Origin of the sequence: Streptomyces sp. NPDC058307, assembly GCF_042880295.1 — a bacterium.
Taxonomy (GTDB): Bacteria; Actinomycetota; Actinomycetes; order Streptomycetales; family Streptomycetaceae; genus Streptomyces.
In genome coordinates this window covers 66,452-87,402 of record NZ_JBHVYZ010000006.1, presented here as the reverse complement: position 1 = coordinate 87,402, position 20,951 = coordinate 66,452, and the positions used below count along the sequence as shown (strand labels likewise).

General features: G+C 70.6%; 17 protein-coding genes, 2 tRNA genes and 1 pseudogene. 12 read left to right on the top strand and 8 right to left on the bottom strand.

Translation table 11 applies throughout. The features are described 5' to 3' along the window. Positions 1-35 precede the first annotated feature (35 nt). Complete coding sequence (locus ACFVYN_RS06930) at positions 36-1,406, bottom strand: ABC1 kinase family protein (protein WP_389993590.1); 1,371 nt, start codon at positions 1,404-1,406, stop codon at positions 36-38. After that, positions 1,399-2,616: a TOMM precursor leader peptide-binding protein gene (locus tag ACFVYN_RS06925; RefSeq protein WP_389993587.1), complete on the bottom strand. Its 1,218-nt coding sequence runs from the start codon at positions 2,614-2,616 to the stop codon at positions 1,399-1,401. Before ACFVYN_RS06925 ends, ACFVYN_RS06930 begins: the two co-directional genes overlap by 8 nt. A 261-nt stretch (positions 2,617-2,877) precedes the next feature. Here ACFVYN_RS06925 and ACFVYN_RS06920 point away from each other — a divergent pair, with 261 nt between their 5' ends. The 4 genes from ACFVYN_RS06920 (at position 2,878) to ACFVYN_RS06905 (ending at position 6,641) form a co-directional block, all read left to right on the top strand. Then, positions 2,878-3,465 carry a M48 family metallopeptidase gene (locus ACFVYN_RS06920; protein ID WP_389993584.1) on the top strand — a complete coding sequence of 196 codons (588 nt, stop codon included), beginning with the start codon at positions 2,878-2,880 and terminating at the stop codon, positions 3,463-3,465. A gap of 114 nt (positions 3,466-3,579) precedes the next feature. Beyond that, entirely contained in the window at positions 3,580-5,202 is a 1,623-nt protein-coding gene (locus tag ACFVYN_RS06915) for a TerD family protein (RefSeq protein ID WP_389993581.1), read from the top strand. Between the two features lie 4 nt (positions 5,203-5,206). Beyond that, positions 5,207-5,884 (top strand): AIM24 family protein, encoded by a 678-nt coding sequence (locus tag ACFVYN_RS06910; protein ID WP_389993578.1) that lies wholly within the window; start codon positions 5,207-5,209, stop codon positions 5,882-5,884. A gap of 19 nt (positions 5,885-5,903) precedes the next feature. Next, on the top strand, positions 5,904-6,641 hold the full coding sequence (locus ACFVYN_RS06905) for an AIM24 family protein (RefSeq protein ID WP_389993575.1): 738 nt from the start codon (positions 5,904-5,906) through the stop codon (positions 6,639-6,641). 91 nt (positions 6,642-6,732) lie between these two features. On the opposite strand, the gene ACFVYN_RS06900 is transcribed toward ACFVYN_RS06905, so the two are convergent. Both ACFVYN_RS06900 and ACFVYN_RS06895 read right to left on the bottom strand, forming a co-directional pair. After that, complete coding sequence (locus ACFVYN_RS06900) at positions 6,733-7,254, bottom strand: NUDIX hydrolase (protein WP_389993572.1); 522 nt, start codon at positions 7,252-7,254, stop codon at positions 6,733-6,735. After that, the gene (locus ACFVYN_RS06895) at positions 7,251-8,705 is read right to left on the bottom strand and encodes a zinc-dependent metalloprotease (RefSeq protein WP_389993569.1); all 1,455 of its coding nucleotides are present in this window, start codon (positions 8,703-8,705) and stop codon (positions 7,251-7,253) included. The genes ACFVYN_RS06900 and ACFVYN_RS06895 overlap by 4 nt, the downstream gene beginning before the upstream one ends. A gap of 192 nt (positions 8,706-8,897) precedes the next feature. Here ACFVYN_RS06895 and ACFVYN_RS06890 point away from each other — a divergent pair, with 192 nt between their 5' ends. The 4 genes from ACFVYN_RS06890 to ACFVYN_RS06875 all read left to right on the top strand — a co-directional run bounded on the left by ACFVYN_RS06890 (position 8,898) and on the right by ACFVYN_RS06875 (position 12,095). Next, entirely contained in the window at positions 8,898-10,013 is a 1,116-nt protein-coding gene (locus ACFVYN_RS06890) for an SDR family oxidoreductase (protein ID WP_389993567.1), read from the top strand. Between the two features lie 176 nt (positions 10,014-10,189). Then, positions 10,190-10,651, top strand: coding sequence for a molybdenum cofactor biosynthesis protein MoaE (locus ACFVYN_RS06885; RefSeq protein ID WP_389993565.1), 462 nt, complete (start codon positions 10,190-10,192; stop codon positions 10,649-10,651). A 123-nt stretch (positions 10,652-10,774) separates the two neighbouring features. Next, entirely contained in the window at positions 10,775-10,939 is a 165-nt protein-coding gene (locus ACFVYN_RS06880) for a hypothetical protein (RefSeq protein ID WP_162951013.1), read from the top strand. A 61-nt stretch (positions 10,940-11,000) separates the two neighbouring features. After that, positions 11,001-12,095 (top strand): PDZ domain-containing protein, encoded by a 1,095-nt coding sequence (locus tag ACFVYN_RS06875; protein WP_389993562.1) that lies wholly within the window; start codon positions 11,001-11,003, stop codon positions 12,093-12,095. Between the two features lie 9 nt (positions 12,096-12,104). Here the strand turns inward: ACFVYN_RS06875 and ACFVYN_RS06870 are convergent, their stop codons facing one another. Beyond that, the gene (locus ACFVYN_RS06870; RefSeq protein WP_389993559.1) at positions 12,105-12,647 is read right to left on the bottom strand and encodes a PPA1309 family protein; all 543 of its coding nucleotides are present in this window, start codon (positions 12,645-12,647) and stop codon (positions 12,105-12,107) included. A gap of 164 nt (positions 12,648-12,811) precedes the next feature. Here ACFVYN_RS06870 and ACFVYN_RS06865 point away from each other — a divergent pair, with 164 nt between their 5' ends. The 4 genes from ACFVYN_RS06865 (at position 12,812) to ACFVYN_RS06850 (ending at position 18,038) form a co-directional block, all read left to right on the top strand. Continuing rightward, positions 12,812-15,751, top strand: coding sequence for a UPF0182 family protein (locus ACFVYN_RS06865; RefSeq protein ID WP_389993880.1), 2,940 nt, complete (start codon positions 12,812-12,814; stop codon positions 15,749-15,751). Between the two features lie 54 nt (positions 15,752-15,805). Beyond that, a tRNA-Met gene (locus ACFVYN_RS06860) sits at positions 15,806-15,879 on the top strand. A gap of 205 nt (positions 15,880-16,084) precedes the next feature. Then, complete coding sequence (locus ACFVYN_RS06855) at positions 16,085-17,893, top strand: tetratricopeptide repeat protein (RefSeq protein ID WP_389993556.1); 1,809 nt, start codon at positions 16,085-16,087, stop codon at positions 17,891-17,893. A 71-nt stretch (positions 17,894-17,964) separates the two neighbouring features. Continuing rightward, positions 17,965-18,038, top strand: a tRNA-Met gene (locus ACFVYN_RS06850). 63 nt (positions 18,039-18,101) lie between these two features. Here the strand turns inward: ACFVYN_RS06850 and ACFVYN_RS06845 are convergent. The 3 genes and pseudogenes from ACFVYN_RS06845 to ACFVYN_RS06835 all read right to left on the bottom strand — a co-directional run bounded on the left by ACFVYN_RS06845 (position 18,102) and on the right by ACFVYN_RS06835 (position 20,869). Continuing rightward, entirely contained in the window at positions 18,102-19,247 is a 1,146-nt protein-coding gene (locus tag ACFVYN_RS06845; RefSeq protein WP_389993553.1) for an ABC transporter substrate-binding protein, read from the bottom strand. Continuing rightward, entirely contained in the window at positions 19,244-20,107 is an 864-nt protein-coding gene (locus ACFVYN_RS06840; protein WP_389993550.1) for an ABC transporter permease, read from the bottom strand. Before ACFVYN_RS06840 ends, ACFVYN_RS06845 begins: the two co-directional genes overlap by 4 nt. After that, positions 20,104-20,869 (bottom strand): annotated as a pseudogene (locus ACFVYN_RS06835) (ABC transporter ATP-binding protein). Before ACFVYN_RS06835 ends, ACFVYN_RS06840 begins: the two are co-directional and overlap by 4 nt. Positions 20,870-20,951 lie beyond the last annotated feature (82 nt).

Here is a 20,951-nt window from a genome sequence, read left to right as displayed (position 1 = left end):
GGACCGGCCCCCGCGGGGCGTTGTGCGCGCCGGGCTCACGCCTCCGCGGCCGACTCCTGCTCGTCCTCTTCCTCCTCCGGCACGAACCCCGGCAGCCACTCCTCCAGTTCCTCGCGCAGCCGGACCGTCGCGCCCAGCTGGCACAGGACGCCGATGGTGCTCAGGGTGACCCGGTGTATCAGGAGGTACGCCGGGGGCAGGTTGAGCTGTTTGCCCAGTTGGTGGGCGGGGGAGCGGGGGTCGGCGATCCGGGCGGCCTGGCTGCGCATCCAGCCACGGGTGAAGGTGAACTCGTCGACCTCGGCCGGTTCGATGATCGGCAGGAGGTAGTCGAGAACGGCGTCCGGGTCCAGCTCTATGGACTCCTTGACGAAGCCCTCCGCGCGGAGGAGTTCGTAGACCGCCTCCGCCTCACCGTCCAGCGTCATGCGCAGGCAGGTGCCGATGGTGTCCGGCAGACCGCCCTGGAGCCGGTCGACCGTGCCGAAGTCCAGGACGCCCAGGCGCCAGTCCTCCTCGCCGTCCGGGCCGCCGGGCAGGAGCCGGAAGTTTCCCGGGTGCGGGTCGGCGTGCAGCAGGCCGGTGCGGGCGGGGCCGGAGAAGAGGAACCGGGCCAGGAGCTGCCCGGCGCGGTCGCGCTGCTCCTGAGTGCCGTCCGAGATCACCTCCGACAGCGGGATGCCTTCGATCCACTCCGTGATCAGGACCTGTTCGCTCTGGTGGACCACGGCCGGAACCACGACGTCCGGATCGTCCGCGAACTCCTCGGCATGGGCCTGCTGGGCCTGCGCCTCCAGGCCGTAGTCGAGCTCCTCGGAGACCCGGTCGCGCAGCTCGGCGATGAGGGGCTTGATGTCGATGCCGGGAACCAGAGGCCCCAACAGGCGGGCGAAGCGGCCCAGTTGGGTCAGGTCGGACAGCAGGGCCTCGCCGGCCCCCGGGTACTGGACCTTGACCGCCACCTCGCGCCCGTCACGCCATACGGCCCGGTGCACCTGACCGATCGAGGCCGCCGCGGAGGGCTTGTCGTCGAACTCGGCGAACAGCTCCCGCCAGTCCTCGCCCAACCGCTCCTCGAGCACCGCGTGCACGGTGCGGGTCGGCATCGGAGGCGCCGCCTCCTGGAGCTTCGTCAGGGCCGCGCGATAGGGGCCGGCCACCTCCTCGGGGAGCGCCGACTCGAAGACGGACAGGGCCTGGCCGAACTTCATGGCCCCGCCCTTGAGCTCCCCGAGCACCTTGAACAACTGATCCGCGGTGCGCTGTTGCAGCTCGCGGCCGACGATCTCCGCGGACTCGCCCACGATCCGCTTGCCGAGTCCCCAGGTGGCCCGCCCGGCGAAGCCGAGCGGGAGCGCGGCGAGCTTGGCGGTTCGGGTGACCGCCTTCCGGGGAAGATCAGACATGCGCCCTCCAGGTCCCAGCCGGCCGTGGCGCGGTTGCCTTACGGCACAACTCCTCCGACGACCGTTGCTCCATCATTGTCTCGTGCGCGGCCTCCTCCTTGGAGGTGTGTTCTCCCTTACCTTTCTCCGCGGCCCCGCACGGACATGCGGGATGCGGCCGGACCGGGCGCGCGTGCCAGGTCATACCGGGCAGCGAGACCTCCCAGCGGGCACCCGCGCTCGACGGGAGACGGCCGTCCAGGAAGGCGAGCGCGTGAGCGGCTGCGAGACCGGCGACCGTAGTGGCAAGTGCCAGGTCACAGGGGCGCACCGGAAGTCGTCTGCTGCCCGAGCGCCACTGCGCCACCAGCCGGGGCCAGGCCTGGTCGCGGTCGGTCCGCGTCTCGTGCAGACAGCCCGCGCAGCCCGTCTCGCCCGGCAGGACAAGGGGGCCGACCACTCCTGTGGCATCGACCACACCGGCGTACAGATGAGGTGTGCCGGACCGCACGAGGGGTTCGCCGGTGGCGGGGGCGGGCGCGTGGACGTCGACGTCGTCCCTCGGGGCGAGGACGACCAGGGAGAACCCGGGGTCGTCCGCCTCCACCGCCGCCCGGGAACCGTGGCGGGGCGGGCGTTCCGGGGCCGCCGCGGACACGGCCCGGCGTGCGGCGGTGTCCCTGCGGTCGCCGACGGAGCCGGCGGGGAGCCCGCCCGGAGCGACGTCCCCCGGTTCGACCCGCCCGCCGTCCCGCACGTCGACCTCTCCGACGCCGGCTCCCGACAGCAGTGCGGCCAGCGCCACGCCCACTCGGCCGGCCCCTCTGACCTGCACGCGCAGTGAGCGGCGGGCGGCCAGGAGTCTCATCGCGTCACCCGGCTCCGACGTGGTGAGCGAGAGGGACGCGAGATCGGGTGCCAGCCGGTCGAGGACCTCTTTCTTTCCCCGCAGCGCGTCCGCGGCCGGCCCGCCGCCCCTGGCGTCGTCGACGAGTCCGGCCCGCGCCAGCCGTCCCACCAGCCGGTCGACATGCCCGTCGGGCAGATCTATACGGCGTGCCTCCTCCCGCAGCAGCGCGAGACCGCGCGTGCCGTTGAGCAGGTCGAGGAAGCTGCCCGTCGCCGTGTCGACCGGGCCCAGCGTCAGCGCGTGCGCCGGGGCCATCCCGAACTGCACGGTGTTGAGATCGCGCCAGCCGCGCCGCAGCGCCGGTTTCACGTGCGGAACCATCGTTTGCTCGAGCGGAACCACTGCTTGCATGACAGGCCCCCGTAGCCCTCGTAGAACGTCCCCGTCCGCCGCCGGTGCCCGGGCCACGATCGGTCGCGGCTGCGGCGGCGATGCCAGCATGCCCGGACCCCGGGGGCAGATGCCGAAAGTTGTCCACAGGTGGGGGCCATTCGTCGTACAAATCAGACGCATGGTGGGCGATCGGAACCGAACCGTCCCGGAGTCGGGACTTCCCCCGTGTGCAGAGGGTAACGTCAGGGCGTGCCCGCCGACCCACTGCACAGCGCCGGAACGCCACAGCGCAGCACGACGAGCCAGCCGCCGAGCGGCTCGGGGGCGAGCGCGATCGAGGTGCGCAGGAGCAGCCGTCGACGCCGGACGGTCTCCGCGTACCGCGAGGGCGATCGCACCGTCGTGCTCATCCCTGCCCGGATGTCCGAGGCGGAGGAGCAGCGCTGGGTGAGCGTCATGCTCGACAAGCTGGCCGCCCAGGAGAGCAAACGGGTCCTCGGCGACACCGAGCTCTCCGAGCGCGCCCAGCGGCTTTCGGCCCAGTACTTCGACGGCCGGGCGCGGCCCACCTCGGTCCGCTGGGTCACCAACCAGAACACCCGCTGGGGCTCGTGCACCCCGTCCGAGGGCAGCATCCGGCTCTCGCACCGGCTCCAGGGCATGCCGGAGTACGTCGTCGACTACGTCCTGCTCCATGAGCTCGCGCACCTGCTCGTGCCGGGCCACGGGCCCCGTTTCTGGCGGCTGCTGGAGGCCTATCCGCGCACCGAGCGGGCCAAGGGCTATCTCGAGGGCGTGGTCGCCGCGGACCGGTTGCCGCACCTTCCGGACGTATGACCGGCGACTCGAACGGGTTTTGTACCGGATCTGTACCGGCCTGAGCCGGTGTCGGAGTTTGCCGTTAGCCTGTCGCGACGCACTTGCTTTCGGGATGGGGGACGGTCGTTACGCATGGCCAGGGAATTCCAACGCGGCCACAAGGCCAAGATCAGTGACCTGACCGCGGGCACGGACCTGTATGTGGGAGTACAGATCTCGGGCCCCGGACTGACCTTCGACATCAGCTGCTTCGGCCTCGACGCCGACGAACGGCTCTCGGACGACCGGTACTTCATCTTCTTCAACCAGCCGAAGTCCCCCGAGGACTCCATCCAGCTGCTGGGCGCGCAGTCGGGCGACACGGAGTCGTTCCGGGTCACACTCGACCGGATTCCGTCGCAGATCCAGAAGCTGTCGTTCACGGCGACGATCGACGGCGACGGCCAGATGTCGCAGATCGCCCCCGGCTACCTCCGTATCGTCGCCGGTGGCGAGGAAGTGGCCCGGTACCCGTTCGACGGCAGCGAGTTCTCCACCGAGCGCGCCGTGATGCTGGGCGACCTGTATCTGAAGGACGTCTGGCGGTTCGCCGCGGTCGGTCAGGGCTTCGACGGCGGTCTGGACGCGTTGCTGAAGAACTTCGGCGGCGAGGTCGCCGAGGAGGAGCCCGCGTCCGCGCCCCAGCAGCCCGTCGTCCCGGCCCAGTCCCAGGCTCCGGCCTTCGCCCCGCCGCCGCAGGCCGCAGTGCCCCCCGCGCCCGCACCGGCCCCTTCGTTCGGCGCACCGCAGGCCCCCGCGGCCGCCCCGTCCGTCCACACCGCTCCGACGATCGCCGGGACCGCCCCGCCCGCGCCCGCCGCGCCGACGAGTCCCCAGACGTTCACTCCTCCGGGTCAGTTCACCCCGCCGGGTCAGACGTTCACGCCGCCCGGCGCACCTCCTGCGGGTCAGTACGCGCCCCCCGGCGCACCCGCGGGTCAGTTCACGCCCCCGGGCGCCGTGGCCGGACAGTTCGCGCCTCCCGGTGCTCCCGGAGCCTTCCCCGGCCAGGCGCAGCCCTTCGGCGGAGGCACCCAGCTCGCCCCCGTGCCGCCCGAGGCCAACGTCCGGGTCGTCCTGACCAAGTACGCGGAAGCCCCCGTCGGCGACCGCTGGACGGAACAGAACCAGAACCTGGTGCGGGCCACCCTCACCAAGGACGCCCCGATCCTCGCCAAGCAGGGCAGCATGGTCGCCTACCAGGGCGACATCGACTTCGCCCACAAGGGCTCGGGCCTGCTCGGCAAGCTCACCGGGGCCCTCACCGGCCAGGGCATGTCCCTGATGCGCTGTACCGGCAACGGCGAGGTGTTCCTCGCCGACGAGGCCAGTCGGGTCTTCGTCATCCGCCTGCAGGGCGAGCAGCTCTACACCAGCGCCCAGGGCGTGCTCGCCTTCGACGAGTCCCTGGACACCGAGGTCCGCCGCATCGAGGGCGCGGGACTGCCCGGCGGGGGCTTCTTCAGCATGCTCTTCTCCGGCACGGGAGCGATCGTCGTCAAGACACGCGGTGTGCCCGTGGTCCTGCCCGTCGGCGCGGCCACATACGTCGACGGCAACGCCGTCATCGCCTGGTCCGCCGGTGCGCAGGCGGTCACCACGACCTCGCTCAGGCTGCGCCGCTCCGGGTACGCCCGGCAGACCACCGAGGCCGTGAACCTCCAGTTCCGCGGCGCTCCCGGCAACTTCGTCGTCGTACAGCCCTTCGAGGTGTGAGGTCATGGACTCCCAGACTCTGAGTGCGCACCGCGCCGCCGCGACCGGCGTCCGGATGAGTGTGCACAGCTCCAAGACGCTCAAGGTCACCATGGTCAGCGGGCAGGACCTGATCGCCAAGGCCGGCTCGATGATCGCCTACGACGGCTATGTGCAGTTCGACGCGGCGCCCGCGAGCCTGCGCCGCTCGGCCGAGGAGATGGTCAGCGGCGAGGGTGGCCGGCTGATGCTGGCCCGCGGCGACGGCGACCTCTACCTGGCCGACTACGGCGGCGACATCCTCGTCCTGCACCTCAACGGCGAGGCTCTCTCGGTCAACGGCGCCACCCTGCTGGCCTGCGACGCCTCGCTGGAACTGGCCATCGAACCGGTCAAGGGACTCGCGAAGCTCTCCGGCTCCGGCCTGACCAACCTCGTCGTCAAGGGCACCGGCTGGGTCGCCCTGGTCAGCCGGGGCATTCCGATGGCCCTGGATTGCGCCGAACGGGAGACCTACGTCGACCCGGATGCCCTCGTCGCCTGGACGACCGGGCTGGAGATGAAGGCCCGCCGCAGCATCAAGGCGAGCGCCCTCATCGGCCGCGGCAGCGGCGAGGCCTTCCAGATCGGCTTCAAGGGGCAGGGCTTCGTCGTGGTCCAGCCGAGCGAGGACACCGGCGACCGATTCAAGATCCGGGGCTGAGGGGAGCACCAGGCACATCATGCACAGCACACTCTTCGCACACGTCCCGGTCGAGTCGACCGGGCGCTACACCCTGCAGAACCCGCAGCTCCTGAAGACCGACGTCACCCAGGGCAGCAGCCCCGTCCTCGCCCGACAGGGCGCCATGGTGGCCTTCGAAGGACAGGTCGAGTTCGACAGCCAGTACCGCAACCGCAACTGGCGCAACGCCGAACGGATGACCGGCGAGCGCCTCGAACTCATGCGCTGCAAGGGCAACGGCATCGTCTACCTGGCCAACCTCGCCCAGCACCTGCACATCATGGAGGTCGGCGCCGGCATCACGGTCGACAGCTCCTACGTGCTGGCCTTCGACGGCTCCCTCGGCGTCGGCATCGTCGCCGTGGACAGTGCCGTGGAGGTGGCCGCCGCGGGCGCCTACAACCTGGAGCTGTCCGGCGCCGGGCAGGTCGTGCTGATGACCTCCGGCGAGCCGCTGGTCCTCGAGGTGGGACCGGACAAGAACGTCTGCGTCGACTCCGACGCCGTCATCGCCTGGTCCACGTCCCTGCGCACCCAGCTCCAGGCGCCCACCTCCACCTCCGGCGTGTGGCGCCGCCGCGGCACCACGGGCGAGGGCTGGGAGATGCACTTCGGCGGCACCGGCCACGTCCTGGTCCAGCCCAGTGAGCTGCTTCCGCCGCAGGGCATGCGCAACGGCGGGGTGCTCGGCCAGTTCGGCATGCGCGGCAACAACCTCGGGGGCAGCAACAGCTGACCGCCCCGGCGGCACGACGAACGGCACATGTAAGGGGCGCCCGCCATCGCGGGCGCCCCTTACACATGCGGCCACCGCCGCGACTCCTGCCTCACAGCCTCGCGCGGGTCGCTTCGAGCAGTCGTACGACCGAGTCGTCCGCCACGGACGCCACCTCGTCGTAGGCGAACCACCGCACGTCGAGCGACTCGTCGCTGATCGTCTCCACGGCGCCGGACGGGGCGAGCGCCGCGTACTGGACGTCGAAGTGGCAGTTGCACGGCGGCGGGATCGGATGCCGGTCCAGTCGCACCGGGCCGCCCGGCAGCAGTGTCAGGCCCGGGATGCCGGACTCCTCCGTCGCCTCGCGCAGGGCCGCCGCCTCCAGGGAGGTGTCGGCCGGCTCGCAGTGGCCGCCCATCTGGAGCCACATCCGCAGCTTCTTGTGCAGCGTGAGCAGGACCCGGCCGCGCTCGGGGTCGATCACCAGAGCGCTCGCCGTGACGTGCCCCGCGTGACAGGCCTTCCACATGCCGTCCGGGTGGGTCCCCAAGTGATCCAGATAGGCCTGACGCAGCTCCTCCTGGTCCTCGTACCCCTTCAGCACGAGGACCGCGTCGTCGTACAGGCTCACTCGGTGTCGTCGTCCTTCTTCAGGTCGTCCTTCTGCGGATCGAGCTTCTTCAGGTCGGGCTTCCCGCCGGAGCCGTCCGCCGCCTCGCCGAGCATCTTGTCCAGCTCGGAGAAGTCCAGCTGCTCGCGGTGCACGAAGCCGTCCGGGTCGTCCAGGTCGGACGCGGTCGGCAGCATGTCCGGATGGGCCCACAGGCCGTCACGGCCGTCGACACCGCGCGCGTCCGTGAGCGAGGCCCACAGCCGGGAGGCGTCCCGCAGGCGGCGCGGGCGCAGCTCCAGGCCGATCAGCGTGGCGAACGTCTGCTCGGCCGGACCGCCCGAGGCGCGCCGGCGGCGCAGGGTCTCGCGCAGCGCGTCGGCGGACGACAGGCGCGGCTTCGCGGCCGCGTGGACCACCGCGTCCACCCAGCCCTCCACGAGCGCCAGAGCCGTCTCCAGACGGGCCAGGGCCGCCTTCTGCTCCGGGGTGTCCTCCGGCTGGAACATGCCCTGCTGGAGGGCGTCCTGGAGCTGCTCGGGGTTCTGCGGGTCGAACTGGCCGACCACGTCCTCCAGCTTGGCGGTGTCGACCTTGATCCCGCGCGCGTACCCGTCGACCGCGCCGTACAGGTGCGAGCGCAGCCACGGCACATGCGCGAAGAGGCGCTGGTGGGCGGCCTCGCGCAGCGCGAGGTACAGCCGCACCTCGTCCTGGGGCACGCCCAGGTCCTTGCCGAAGGCGTCGATGTTCGCCGGGAGCAGCGCGGCCTTGCCCGCCGGGCCCAGCGGCAGGCCGATGTCGGTGGAGCCGACGACCTCGCCCGCGAGCACGCCGACGGCCTGCCCGATCTGGGTGCCGAACATGGCGCCGCCCATCGAGCGCATCATGCCGATCAGCGGGCCGGCCATGGCCTGCATCTCCTCCGGCAGGACATCGCCCATGGCGGTGCCGACCCGCTCGGCGACCGGGTCGACGAGCTCCTTCCACGCGGGCAGGGTCGCCTCGACCCACTCCGCGCGGGACCACGCCACGGCGGAGCCCGCCCCGGACGGCAGCGACGTCGCGTCGTCGAGCCACAGGTCCGCCAGGCGTACGGCCTCCTGGACCGCGGTGCGCTCGGCGGGGCCGATGCTCGCGTCCTTGGTGCCGTCCGAGGTGCCCTGGGAGACGGTCTGACGGGCGATCTGCTTGGCCATGTCCCAGTTCACCGGGCCGCCCTCGTACGAGAGCATCTGGCCCAGCTGCTGGAAGGCGGCGCCGAGGTCGGTGGGGTTCAAGGAACCGAACATGGCTGCGAGCGGATTGTCCGCACCGGGGCCGCCAAAGCCTCCGGCTCCGGGCAGACCGCCGAAACCGAACGGGTTGGCCGGTCCCTGACCACCACCGCTCTCCTGGTCCTTCTTCTTGCCCTCGTCGCCGTCGTCCGGCTCCTCCGGCGGAAGGCCGAATCCGAATGGGGTGTCACTCACGGGATTCCTCGGCTGGTAAGGCCACCGGTTGCCTCCGGCGGCGCGGCTGCCCGATAACACCCCCCAGCGTAGACACCGACGGCCGTTAGGGCCTCGGTGCTCCGCCGACTCTCCGCCTGCGGCAGGATGGATGCCACCTGGTACGTACGCGTCACTCGCGTTCCTACTGAAGACAACCGCTGGAGACGCCCGGTGAGTTCCCCTGATCCGCAGGTTCGCGCAGCGCGAAACCAGTCAACCAATCCCGCCGCGCGCGGGCCAGTCGTCGCGGTCACCGGTGCCGCGTCCGGGATCGGAGCGCTGCTCACCGAGCGGCTCGCCGCCTCGGAGGAGATCAAGCAGGTCATCGCGCTCGACGAGCGGCGTGGAGAGTGCGCCGCGGCGCAGTGGCACATCCTGGACGTACGGGATCCGGCCATCGCGGAGAAGTTGCGCGGGGCCGATGTCGTGGTCCATCTGGCGCTCGACCTCGATCTGGAGACCGACCCCGCGGCGCGTACGGCGTACAACGTGCGTGGGACGCAGACCGTGCTGACCGCCGCGGCGGCCGCGGGCGTCCACCGAGCCGTGCTGTGCACCTCCGCGATGGTCTACGGGGCGCTCCCGGACAACGAGCTGCCGCTCTCGGAGGACGCCGAACTGCGGGCCACCGCGGAGGCGACCGGGGTCGGGGACCTGCTGGAGATCGAGCGGCTCGCGCGGCGGGCGCCCCGGGCGCACCCCGGGCTCAACGTCACCGTCGTACGGCCCGCCGTGCTGGTGGGAGGCGGTACCGACACCGCCCTGACCCGGTACTTCGAGTCGCCGCGGCTGCTGGTCGTGGCCGGGTCCCGGCCCGCCTGGCAGTTCTGCCATGTCGAGGACCTGTGCAGCGCTCTGGAGCTTGCCGTCCTGGAGAAGGTCGACGGGGAGCTCGCCGTCGGGTGCGACGGGTGGCTGGAGCAGGAGGAGATCGAGGAGCTCAGCGGCATCCGGCGCATGGAGCTGCCGTCGGCGGTGGCGCTGGGGGCCGCGGCCCGGCTGCACCGGATCGGTCTGACGCCGTCTCCCGCGGGTGACCTCGCGTACACGATGTACCCCTGGGTGGTGAGCGGAAGCCGGCTGCACGACGCCGGATGGCGGCCGCGGTGGACCAACGAGGAGGTGCTCGCGGAACTGCTGGAGGAGGTCGCCGGGCGGCACACGGTTGCCGGTCGCCGGCTGGGGCGGAAGGACGCGACGGCTGCGGGAGCGGCGGGAGCGACGGTCGCTCTTCTGGGTGCGGCTGCTGTCGTACGGCGGGCCAGGAAGGCACGTCGGAGAATCTGAGAGTGCGCCTTGCGGGGCGCCGGGTGCGGGCCCAGGGCGGCTGCGGGGTCGTCGTGGCTGGTCGCGCAGTTCCCCGCACCTGGTGGGTCCACTGTACGAGTCTCCAACCACGCACGTGCGTGTGCCAGGTGATAGCTCCATTCCCCGTTGTCTCGGACGTGCGGCACGATGGGCGTATGGCACCCACTTACGACCACCCCGGCGAGCAGGCCGCACAGGACCCCGTCAAGCTGATCGCGATCCGTGAGACCCCGCTCTCCCTCGACGAGGTCTTCCGGGCCGTCGGGGACGACTCCGCCGGGGGGACCGCCCTGTTCGTCGGGACCGTCAGGAACCACGACGGGGGAGCCGACGTCGACAAGCTCGGGTACTCGTGCCACCCCAGTGCCGAGGCCGAGATGCGACGGGTCGCCGAGAAGGTCGTCGCCGAGTTCCCGGTGCGGGCCCTTGCCGCCGTGCACCGGATCGGGGATCTCGCCGTCGGGGACCTCGCCGTCGTCGTCGCGGTTTCCTGTCCTCACCGGGGCGAGGCATTCGAGGCCTGCCGGAAACTGATCGACGATCTCAAGCACGAGGTGCCGATCTGGAAACACCAGACGTTTTCTGACGGTACGGAGGAATGGGTCGGCGCCTGCTGAACCCTTCCTTCACCTCTCCGGTTGCGTAACCGCACCCCTGGCATGAGCGTTGTCAGTGCGGATGGGTAATCTGCTGATCCGTCAGTTTTCTGAGGTCGCTCAGTGTGGGGTCGGGAGGTCGGCATGGGGGCGCTCGTCTGGTTGTTGATTCCGTTGTTGGCCGCGGTCGTCGCCGGGCTCTGGGGCAGTTGGGCCAACCGGACCCGCAAGGCGCGCAGCGACGGCCCCGAGCTCGACGGGTACGCCCGTTTCCGCGCCGCGATGGAGAAATCGCACTCCGGCACCTGACGTCCACCTGACGGCGGCGCCCTGACGAAGCTCCGACAGGTGCGTCCCGTACTGTCGTGCCATGCCACGCCGCACCGCGACGATGCTCGCCTCCACCCTGATGCTGATCGCGCTTCTCTGCGCGGGAGTCTTCATCAATGTGCCCTACGCCGAGATGTCACCGGGCCCCACGGTGAACACCCTCGGGGACCACGGCGGCGAGCCGGTGCTGCAGATCTCGGGACGCAAGACGTATCCGACGAGCGGTCACCTGAACATGACCACCGTCCGGGTCACCAGCGCCGACTACAAGATGAACCTCGTCGAGGCCGTGTACGGCTGGCTCGCACACGACAACAAGGTCGTACCGCACGACACCCTCTACCCGGACGGCAAGACCGAGGAGCAGTCGACCCAGGAGAACGCCGAGGAGTTCAGCCAGTCCCAGGAGAGCGCCAAGGTCTCCGCCCTGAAGGAACTGGACGTCCCGGTGCAGTCCTGGGTGATCGTCTCGACCGTCGTCAAGGACTCCCCGTCCGAGGGCCGGCTCCACGCCGGTGACGTGATCAAGGCCGTCGACGGTACGGCGGTGAAGGCCCCGGGGGACGTCGCCAAGCTGGTGACCAAGCACAAGCCCGGTGAGAAGGTCGCCTTCACGATCGTGCCCGTCAAGGAGCAGACCGCCGCCGAGAAGGCCCACAGGACGGCGACCAGGACCGAGAAGGTCACCATCACGACCAGGGCGTCCGACGACGAGGGCAAGAAGCGCGCCATCGTCGGGATCGCCGCCGGGACCGACCACACCTTCCCGTTCACCATCGACATCAAGCTCGCCGACGTCGGCGGTCCGAGCGCCGGCCTGATGTTCGCGCTCGGCATCTACGACAAGCTCACCCCGGGCAGCCTGACCGGCGGCACTTTCGTCGCCGGCACCGGCACGATCGACGACAACGGCAAGGTCGGACCGATCGGCGGCATCGAGATGAAGACGGTCGGCGCGCGCGACAAGGGCGCCCAGTACTTCCTGACGCCCGCCGACAACTGTGCGGCCGCCGCCAAGGACACCCCGAGCGGGCTCACCCTCGTCAAGGTGAAGACCATCGGGGACGCCCTCGGCGCGCTCAAGGACATCCGCGAGAAGAAGACGTCCGACCTGCCGAAGTGCACCAAGGGATAGCCCCGGGGGCTACTCCTCGAACGTCGCCGACAGCGCCTCCGCCAGGCCCGGCACCAGGTCGCCGCCGGTGAGGACCTCCGTGGGGGAGTCCTTCTCGCGCAGGCGCAGGGCGGAGTCGCGGGTGCCGTCGCGCAGGACCGCGACCGTCATGCGGACCTCCTGGCGGCCCGGGTGCTCGGCGACCCACTTCGCCAACCCGGCCTCGCTCAGCCCCTCAGGGACGGCCGCCTCGGCGGACGGCGGCAGCATCAGGCGCTCCACGGTGAGCGCGCAGCCGACGACCGCGTCGGGCCATGCGATGGTGCCGAGGAACTCGTCGAGCGGCTTGCCCGCGGGAATCTCCTCCTGCTCGATGGGCGTGAAGCCCGAGGGCGCCTGTGCCTCCGCCAGGCCGAGCTGGCTCGCGAGAGCGGGTTCCTGGGCGCGCAGCCGGGCGGTGTCGACGAGGGCGAAGAGGCGAGCGGGCTGGTCCCAGCCGAGGCCGGAGGCGTACTCGTCGATCTCGAGTACGGCCCGGGTGAGCGGGTTCGCTGCCATGGGGGTGTTGGACATGGTCACAATCCTGCCTCGTTCGTCACCTGAATCGGGAACCGAGTAAACGGTGAGTAAGTTGCATAGGTGTGGGCCCGCGATCACGGGGGGCCACCCAGGGCTCGCGAACACGAGGGCCTGACGGATCGACAGCGAACTTCGAGGTGCGCACCTTGGCTTTCCAGATGCCGGACCGCGGCGGAGGCCCGACAGGGCCGCGGATGAGAGTGGGCCGCCCGTCCCGGCGTGCCAGGACCCTGCTCATGACGCTGGGCGTCCTTGCCGTCATCGGCATGGCGTTCACCATGTTCGCGGGCTTCTGGACGGACTGGCTCTGGTACCGCTCGGTGAACTACTCGTCCGTGTTCACCACCACCCTGTGGACCAAGATCGGGCTGTTCTTCGTCTTCGGCCTGCTGATGGCCCTCGCGGTCGGCTTCAACATCTGGCTGGCCCACCGGCTGCGCCCGCCGCTGAGCGCCATGTCGATGGAGCAGCAGAACCTCGACCGCTACCGGATGGGCATCGCGCCGTACAAGAGGTGGCTGCTGCTCGGGATCGTCTCCCTGGTGGGCCTGATCGCCGGGGCCTCCGCCTCCAGCCAGTGGCGGACCTGGCTGATGTGGGTCAACGGCGTGTCCTTCGGACAGAAGGACCCGCAGTTCCACCTCGACATCTCCTTCTACACCTTCGACCTGCCCTGGTACCGGTTCCTGCTCGGCTTCGGCTTCGCCGCCGCGATCCTCTCGGTGATCGCCGCCGCGCTCACCCATTACCTGTACGGCGGTCTGCGGATCACCTCCCCGGGCGCGCGGGCCACGGGCGCCGCGACCGGGCACCTGTCGGTGCTGCTCGGCGTCTTCGTCGCCCTGAAGGCCGTCGCGTACTGGCTCGACCGGTACGGCCTCGCGGTCAAGTCCAGCGACTTCAAGGCGACCGACAGCTGGACGGGCCTCAGGTACGTCGACGCGAACGCCTATCTGCCGGCCAAGACGATCCTGTTCTGCATCGCCGTGATCTGCGCGCTGCTGTTCTTCGCCACCCTGTGGCGGCGCACCTGGCAGCTGCCCGTGATCGGCTTCGGCCTGATGGTGCTCTCGGCGATCCTCATCGGCGGCCTCTACCCCGCGATCGTCCAGAAGTTCCAGGTCCAGCCGAACGAGCAGGCCAAGGAAGCGCCGTACGTCGAGAAGAACCTCAAGGCGACGCGTGAGGCGTACGGCATCGACGACGCCTCGGTGAAGGAGTACGACGGCAAGGCCACCACCACGGACAAGACCGAGCTGCGCCAGGACGTCGACGCCACGGCGAGCATCCGGGTCGTGGACCCCAACGTGGTCTCGCCGACGTTCCAGCAGCTCCAGCAGATGCGGAACTACTACGCGTTCCCGACCAACCTGGACGTCGACCGGTACAGCAAGGACGGCAAGGACCAGGACACGGTCATCGGGCTGCGCGAGCTGAACCTCGCCGGCATCCCGAAGAACAACTGGATCAACGACCACTTCCGCTACACCCACGGATACGGCGTGGTCGCCGCCAAGGGCACCGAGGCCGACGACGAGGGCCGCCCGGTCTTCACCGAGTCCAACCTGCCCTCCCAGGGCGACCTCGGGACGTACCAGCAGCGCGTCTACTACGGCGAGAAGACCACCGAGTACTCGATCGTCGGCGGTCCCCAGAAGGAGATCGACTACTCCGACGACAATGGTGAGAAAACCTACAGCTACAAGGCGAAGAGCGGGGTCAACCTCTCCAGCCCGGTCAACCGGGCCGCGTACGCGGTGGCGTTCAGCGAGCCGCAGATCCTCTACTCCGGGGCGATCGGCGAGGGCTCGCGGATCCTGTACAACCGCACGCCCAAGCAGCGTGTCGAGGCGGTCGCCCCGTGGCTGACCATCGACGGCGACGCCTATCCGGCGGTGGTGAAGGGCAAGATCCAGTGGATCGTCGACGCGTACACGACGACGAACGGCTACCCGTACTCCTCCCGTACGACCCTCGGTGACACCACGGCCGACTCGCTGACCGCGACGAACAACCAGCGCGCGGTGGTGGCCCAGCAGAACCAGGTCAACTACATCCGCAACTCGGTGAAGGCGACCGTCGACGCGTACACCGGCGAGGTCAAGCTCTACCAGTGGGACACCAAGGACCCGGTCCTCAAGACCTGGATGAAGGCGTTCCCGGGCACGGTGGAGCCGAAGAAGGACATCTCCACCGACCTGATGGACCATCTGCGGTACCCGCAGGACCTGTTCAAGGTCCAGCGCGAACTGCTGGCGCGCTACCACGTCGAGGACGCGGACACCTTCCTCAGCGGCAGCGAGGTGTGGCAGGTGCCGGACGACCCGACCAACAAGTCGGGCGACGCCGTGCCGCCGTACTACCTGAGCATGAAGATGCCCGACCAGACGGCACAGGCGTTCTCGCTCACGACGACGTTCACGCCCAACGGCCGGGACAACCTCAGTGCGTTCATGTCGGTCGACGCCGAGGCGGGCACCAGCGACTACGGCAAGATCAGAATCCTGAAACTGCCCACGAACACCACGGTCAACGGGCCCAAACAGGTGCAGAGCCAGTTCAACTCCGAACAGAACATCGCCGAGACGATCAGCCTCCTCAACAGAGGTGACTCCAATGTGGAGTACGGCAATCTCCTGACGGTGCCGCTCGACGGGGGACTGCTCTACGTGGAGCCGGTCTATGTGCGCGGTGGTGGGCTCAAGTACCCGCTGCTGCGGAAGGTGTTGGTGACCTACGGAGGCAACACCGCCTTCGAGGACACCCTCGACGAAGCCCTGAACAAGGTGTTCACAGCGGACGGTTCGACCACCCGGCCACCGGACGACGGCGGGACCACCACCAAGCCGCCGCCGGCCTCCAGCAACCCGACGGTCCAACAGGCGCTGGGCGACGCCCAGAAGGCCTTCGACGCCGGCCAGGAAGCCCTGAAGAAGGGCGACTGGGAGGCGTACGGCAGGGCCCAGGAGGATCTGAAGGACGCGCTCAAGCGCGCCGAAGCCGCGCAGTCCGCGGCGGACAAGGGCAGCGGCAGCAGCGCGAAGCCCAGTGGCAGCCCGAGCCCGAGAAGCAGTCCCACCAGTAGTCCGAGCAGCTGATCAACCGCTGGTCAGATGCCCATCCCGCGCCGTGATACGGTTGGAACACAACGGCGCGGGGTGGAGCAGCTCGGTAGCTCGCTGGGCTCATAACCCAGAGGTCGCAGGTTCAAATCCTGTCCCCGCTACTGGAATCGAAGGCCCGGATCCTTTCAGGATCCGGGCCTTCGTGATGTGCGAACGCATGTGCCGAGGAACCGACGGCCCCGCCGCCGGGGGCAGTTGGGGGGAACTGTGTTTCACTTGTCGTTCTGTGGGCATGTCGACAAAACGCTGAAGTGACCTCACTGGCTGCGGTATACCAGGTGTACCCAGGTTGCAGGTGGTGCGACGATGGACGTTATGGGGGACAAGGCAACTCTGTTCGAGACAGGGCGTTTTGTGCAACCTTCCGGGCGGGACGGGGTCGGGGAGGCGGCTGACGACGCCGCCGAGGAGATCCGGCAGCGCCTGGCCGCCGAAGCCGGTGACGTCGAGGCGATGAGCGTCCTCGGCGCCCTTCTGCTGCGCCGCGGTGATCTCGACGGAGCCGAGCCCCACTTGCGTGCCGCCACCGCCGCGGGCGACCGGGCCGCCGCCAACAACCTCGGAGTCCTGCTGCACCAGCGCGGATACGCCGACGACGCCGCCGGCTGGTGGCGGGTCGCGGCCGTCGCCGGATCCGCAGCGGCCGCGCACGCGCTGGGCCGCCACCACCGTGAGCGGGGCGACGAGCCCGCCGCCGAGTACTGGCTGCGCCAGTCCGCCGAGCAGGGACACGCGCTGGGCGCCTACGCGCTCGCCGACCTGCTGGAGCACCGCGGGGACACGGGCGCCGAGCAGTGGATGCGGATCGCCGCCGAGCGGGGACACCGGGAGGCGGCCTACCGGCTGGCCCGCTCGCTCGACCGCCGCCTGGGTCCCGAGGGGGACATAGGGGACGACCACGGGGCCGGGGCCGAGGCCGAGCAGTGGTACCGGCAGGCCGCCGCGCGCGGACACCGGCGGGCCGCGCTGCATCTCGGGGCGATCCTGGAGCGGCGCGGCGCCCTCAAGGAGGCCGGGCGCTGGTATCTGACCTCCGCCAAGGACGGCGAGGCCCGGGCCGCCTGCGCCCTCGGGTTCCTGCTGCGCGACGCCGGAGACACCGAGAGCGCCGCCGTGTGGTGGCTGCGCGCCGCCCAGGACGGGGACGGCAACGCGGCCAACGCGCTGGGCGCCCTGCACGCCGAGCGCGGCGAGCAGCAGACCGCCGAGCGGTGGTACCGGGCGGCGATGGACGCCGGCGACGACAACGGCGCGTACAACCTCGGGCTGCTCTGTGCCGAGCAGGGGCGGACCGCGCAGGCCGAGCAGTGGTACCGGCGGGCCGCGTACGCGGGGCACCGGGAGGCGGCCAACGCGCTCGCCATCCTGCTGCTCCAGGGCGGGGACACGGCCGGGGCCGAGCCGTGGTTCTCCAAGGCCGCGGAGGCCGGGAGCGTGGACGCCGCGTTCAACCTCGGGATCCTGTTCGCCGGGCGCGGCGAGGAGGCCGTCGCTCTGCGGTGGTACGAGCGCGCCGCCGCTGCCGGGCACACCGAGGCCGCGCTCCAGGTGGGCATCGCCCGGCTGCGGGAGGGGGACGAGGCCGGTGCCGAGCGGCACCTGCGGCGTGCGGCGGGGGGCGGCAGCGCGGAGGCCGCGTACCGGCTGGCGACCGTGCTGGACGCCCGGCGGCCGCCGGTGCCCGCGCACTCGCTCGGAGAGCCGGTGCACGAGGCGAAGACCGAGTGCGAGGAGTGGTACGAGCGGGCCGCCTCCCAGGGGCATCGCCGGGCCCAGGTGCGGGTGGGCATGCTCGCCGCCGCCCGGGGTGACGTCCTGGAGGCGGCTCGCTGGTACCGGGAGGCCGCGGAGGCGGGATCCCGAAACGGGGCGTTCAACCTGGGACTGCTGCTCGCCCGGGAGGGCAGTGAGCCGGAGGCCGCCGTGTGGTGGGCCCGGGCCGCCGACGCGGGGCACGGACGGGCGGCGTTGCGGCTCGCCCTGGTCTACGCGCGTCGGGGAGAGCTGGCCGAGGGACAGCGCTGGGCCGACCGGGCGGTCGTCCTGGGGCCCGCGGAGGTCTCCGAGCGGGCGGCCCGGCTGCGGGACGCGCTGCGTGAGGAACTGTCGGCGTAGCGCTCCCCGCGCTGCCCCGGCCAATCGATTTGCCTCTGGCCTCCTCCTTCACGTAACGTTGCATTCATCGCCGCGGGGTGGAGCAGCTCGGTAGCTCGCTGGGCTCATAACCCAGAGGTCGCAGGTTCAAATCCTGTCCCCGCTACTGATGGCCGAGGGCCGGAATCCGAAAGGGTTCCGGCCCTCGGTGTTTTCAGGCCTCGGTGCTTCAGGGACGGTGGCCCACCGCCTCCTCGTACAGGGTTCTGTTCACCGTCCTCGCCTCCGGCAGGGCCTCGCCCTCCGTCACGCCCTGTGCCCGGTACGCCGCCTGCAGACGGTCCGTGGTGCCCGCGCGGATCTCCCAGTCCATCCGCAGGGACGGGGTGGACCTGAGGATCGACTCGTCCGTCTTCAGGAGCGTCGCCAGGTAGGTGACGAAGGTCGCATCCGACTTGTAGTCGGCCGCGAAGTACGTGTTCACCGTGCGGAGGTACGCCCGCAGCAGGGCGACTCCCGCGTCCATGTCGTCGTTCAGCAGGCCCGGGCCGTACAGCATGCCGCCCAGGGGCTCGCCGAGTGGCTGGCCGCCGAGGAAGGCGTAGTCGGGCCTGCCGTCGACCTTGCGCCAGACCGGGTCCAGGAGCCAGGCCGAGTCGACGCCTCCGTTCTGGAGGGCCGTGAGGACGTCGGCCGAACCGAGCTGCTGGTACTGGATCTCGTCCAGGCCGCCGCCGTGCCGGTCGAGGGCCTTCTCCATGGGGTACGCGATCACCGAGCCCTTGCCGATCATCGTGCCCATCCTGCGGCCGGCCATCTTCACCTGGTCGCCCCTCTCCCCGTCCTTCAGCCGGACCCACAGGCCGCTCTTCGACTTCGGGTCGGGCGAGAAGTTCCCGGCGACCCAGCGGATGTCGAAGCCGCCCCGGACGCCGTTCATGACCGCCGCCTCGGGAGCCGCCCACAGCGCGTCGATGTCCCCCTTGGCCAGGAGCGGGAGCGAGTCGGGGGTCGGCAGGACCTTCAGCGTGACGTCCAGGCCCTCCTTCTTGAACTCCCCTTTGTCCAGGGCCACTTGGAGTGGTGCCACGTACTCCGCGCTCAGTGTGCCCGTCGCGATGGTCAGCTTGCGGGGCTTCGACAAGGGGTGGGGCGCGGGAGCGCCGGCGTCGCAGCGGGCCGGGGCGCGGGTCGGGGAGAGGTCGGCGGGATCCGTCCAGGAGCCGGCGCCGCAGCCCGCCACCGGACGGACGGTACGTGTCCCGCCCCCGCCCGCCTTCGACTCCGGGCTCTTGTCGGCTTGTGACGCCGTGCAGGCTGTCGACGTCAGCAGGATGAGTGCGGTGACCACTGCGCCGTAGAAGGGTGTTTTCATGACTGGCCCCTTCCGCGGTCCCTCGGAGCCCAGGGCGTGAGCAGGCGGCCCAGGATGCGGACCAGTTCGGAGAAGAGGACCCCGAGGACGGCCACGCAGACGATGCCCACGAACATCACGTCGTTCTGGAAGAGGGCGCGGGAGTCGAAGATCAGGTGGCCCAGGCCGTTGGTCGCGGCGATCTGTTCCGAGGCGACGATCACCAGGACCGCCACGCCTGCCGCGATCCGGGCGCCGACCAGGACGGACGGGAGGGAGGCGGGGAGCAGGACGTGGCGGAACATCTGCCACGGGGAGGCGCCGAAGACCTGGCCCCCGTCACGGTGGCCGGAGGGGATCGTGATCACCGCCGACATCGTCTGGATCCACACGAAGAAGAAGACCGTCGTCGCCACCAGGGCGATCTGGGGACCCTCGCCCAGGCCGAACATGTTCAGGAAGACGGGGAGCAGGGCCAGCTTCGGGACGACGTACAGGGCGTCCAGGAGAGGTTCCAGGGCGGCTCGCACCAGGGACAGCGAGCCCATCAGGAGGCCCAGTGCGTAGCCCGTCGCGGTGCCGATCGCGTAGCCGGACAGGACGCGCTTCGTGGTTGCCCACACGTCCGGCCACAGGTCGCCGGCCGTCGCGCGGTCCCAGCCGTCGGCGAGGATCGTGGAGGGGGCCGGGTAGACGCGGTCGTCCAGCCAGGCCTGGGTGGCGGCCAGTTGCCACAGGAGGATCAGCAGCAGGGGTACTGCTGCCGCCAGGGTCAGTTCCAGGGCTCGTCTGCGGCGCTGGGTGCGTACGGGGTGCAGTTCCTGCGGGCCCGGGCGGCGGACCAGGACGGACTCGGGCTTCTCGGGAACCACCGTCGTCATGCCGGTACCGCCTCCTTGCGCAGCAGGTCCCACAACTCGCTCTTCAGGGACGTGAATTCGGGGGCCGAGCGGATGTCGCCGGTGCGCGGGCGGGCGAAGGGCGGGCGGTGTTCGGCGATCAGCCTGCCCGGGCGGGCGGACATCACCAGGACGCGGTCGCCGAGGACGATCGCCTCCTCCAGGCTGTGGGTGATGAACAGGGTGGTGGTGCGCAGGGCCTGCGTGATCTCCAGCAGCTCGTCCTGGAGGATCATGCGGAGTTGGGCATCCAGCGCGGCTGGGGGCACCTCCCACCCCCGTTCAGGGCAGTGGGGGAGGCTCGTCCATCAGCAGGAGTTCGGGTTCCACGGCCAGGGCGCGCGCGATCGCCACGCGCTGGCGCATGCCTCCCGAGAGGGTCGCCGGGTACGCGTCGGCGAAGTCCGTGAGGCCCATGCGGGCCAGCCACTCGTCTGCCCTGGTGTTCGCCTCGCGGCGCGGGACGCGCTGGACGTCCAGCCCGAAGCGGACGTTGGCGCGGACGGACTTCCAGTGGTAGATGCCGTAGTCCTGGAAGATCATGGCCGCCGGGCGGGCCGCGGTCGTGCGGATCTCCAGGGTGCCGGTGCTCGGGCGGAGCAGGCCCGCGGCGATCCGCAGCAGCGTCGACTTGCCGCAGCCCGAGGGGCCGACCAGGCAGACGAACTCGCCGGGAGCGACGCTGAGATCGAGGGGGCCGAGGGCGTCAACGGTGCGGGGCGGGCGGCCGAAGGCGCGGGTCAGGCCGGTGGCGTGGAGTTTGGGGCGCGGAGGGGGTGGGGTGGGGTGCGGTGGCGGTTCTTCTGCGGTGGGTTCGGGGTGCGGA

Bases quoted from the DNA above. Each gene is read 5' to 3' on its own strand.
- ACFVYN_RS06930 (WP_389993590.1), bottom strand. From the start codon at position 1,406: ATGTCTGATCTTCCCCGGAAGGCGGTCACCCGAACCGCCAAGCTCGCC.
- ACFVYN_RS06925 (WP_389993587.1), bottom strand. From the start codon at position 2,616: ATGGTTCCGCACGTGAAACCGGCGCTGCGGCGCGGCTGGCGCGATCTC.
- ACFVYN_RS06915 (WP_389993581.1), top strand. From the start codon at position 3,580: ATGGCCAGGGAATTCCAACGCGGCCACAAGGCCAAGATCAGTGACCTG.
- ACFVYN_RS06910 (WP_389993578.1), top strand. From the start codon at position 5,207: ATGGACTCCCAGACTCTGAGTGCGCACCGCGCCGCCGCGACCGGCGTC.
- ACFVYN_RS06905 (WP_389993575.1), top strand. From the start codon at position 5,904: ATGCACAGCACACTCTTCGCACACGTCCCGGTCGAGTCGACCGGGCGC.
- ACFVYN_RS06885 (WP_389993565.1), top strand. From the start codon at position 10,190: ATGGCACCCACTTACGACCACCCCGGCGAGCAGGCCGCACAGGACCCC.
- ACFVYN_RS06880 (WP_162951013.1), top strand. From the start codon at position 10,775: ATGGGGGCGCTCGTCTGGTTGTTGATTCCGTTGTTGGCCGCGGTCGTC.
- ACFVYN_RS06875 (WP_389993562.1), top strand. From the start codon at position 11,001: ATGCCACGCCGCACCGCGACGATGCTCGCCTCCACCCTGATGCTGATC.
- ACFVYN_RS06870 (WP_389993559.1), bottom strand. From the start codon at position 12,647: ATGTCCAACACCCCCATGGCAGCGAACCCGCTCACCCGGGCCGTACTC.
- ACFVYN_RS06865 (WP_389993880.1), top strand. From the start codon at position 12,812: ATGCCGGACCGCGGCGGAGGCCCGACAGGGCCGCGGATGAGAGTGGGC.
- ACFVYN_RS06855 (WP_389993556.1), top strand. From the start codon at position 16,085: ATGGACGTTATGGGGGACAAGGCAACTCTGTTCGAGACAGGGCGTTTT.
- ACFVYN_RS06845 (WP_389993553.1), bottom strand. From the start codon at position 19,247: ATGAAAACACCCTTCTACGGCGCAGTGGTCACCGCACTCATCCTGCTG.
- ACFVYN_RS06840 (WP_389993550.1), bottom strand. From the start codon at position 20,107: ATGACGACGGTGGTTCCCGAGAAGCCCGAGTCCGTCCTGGTCCGCCGC.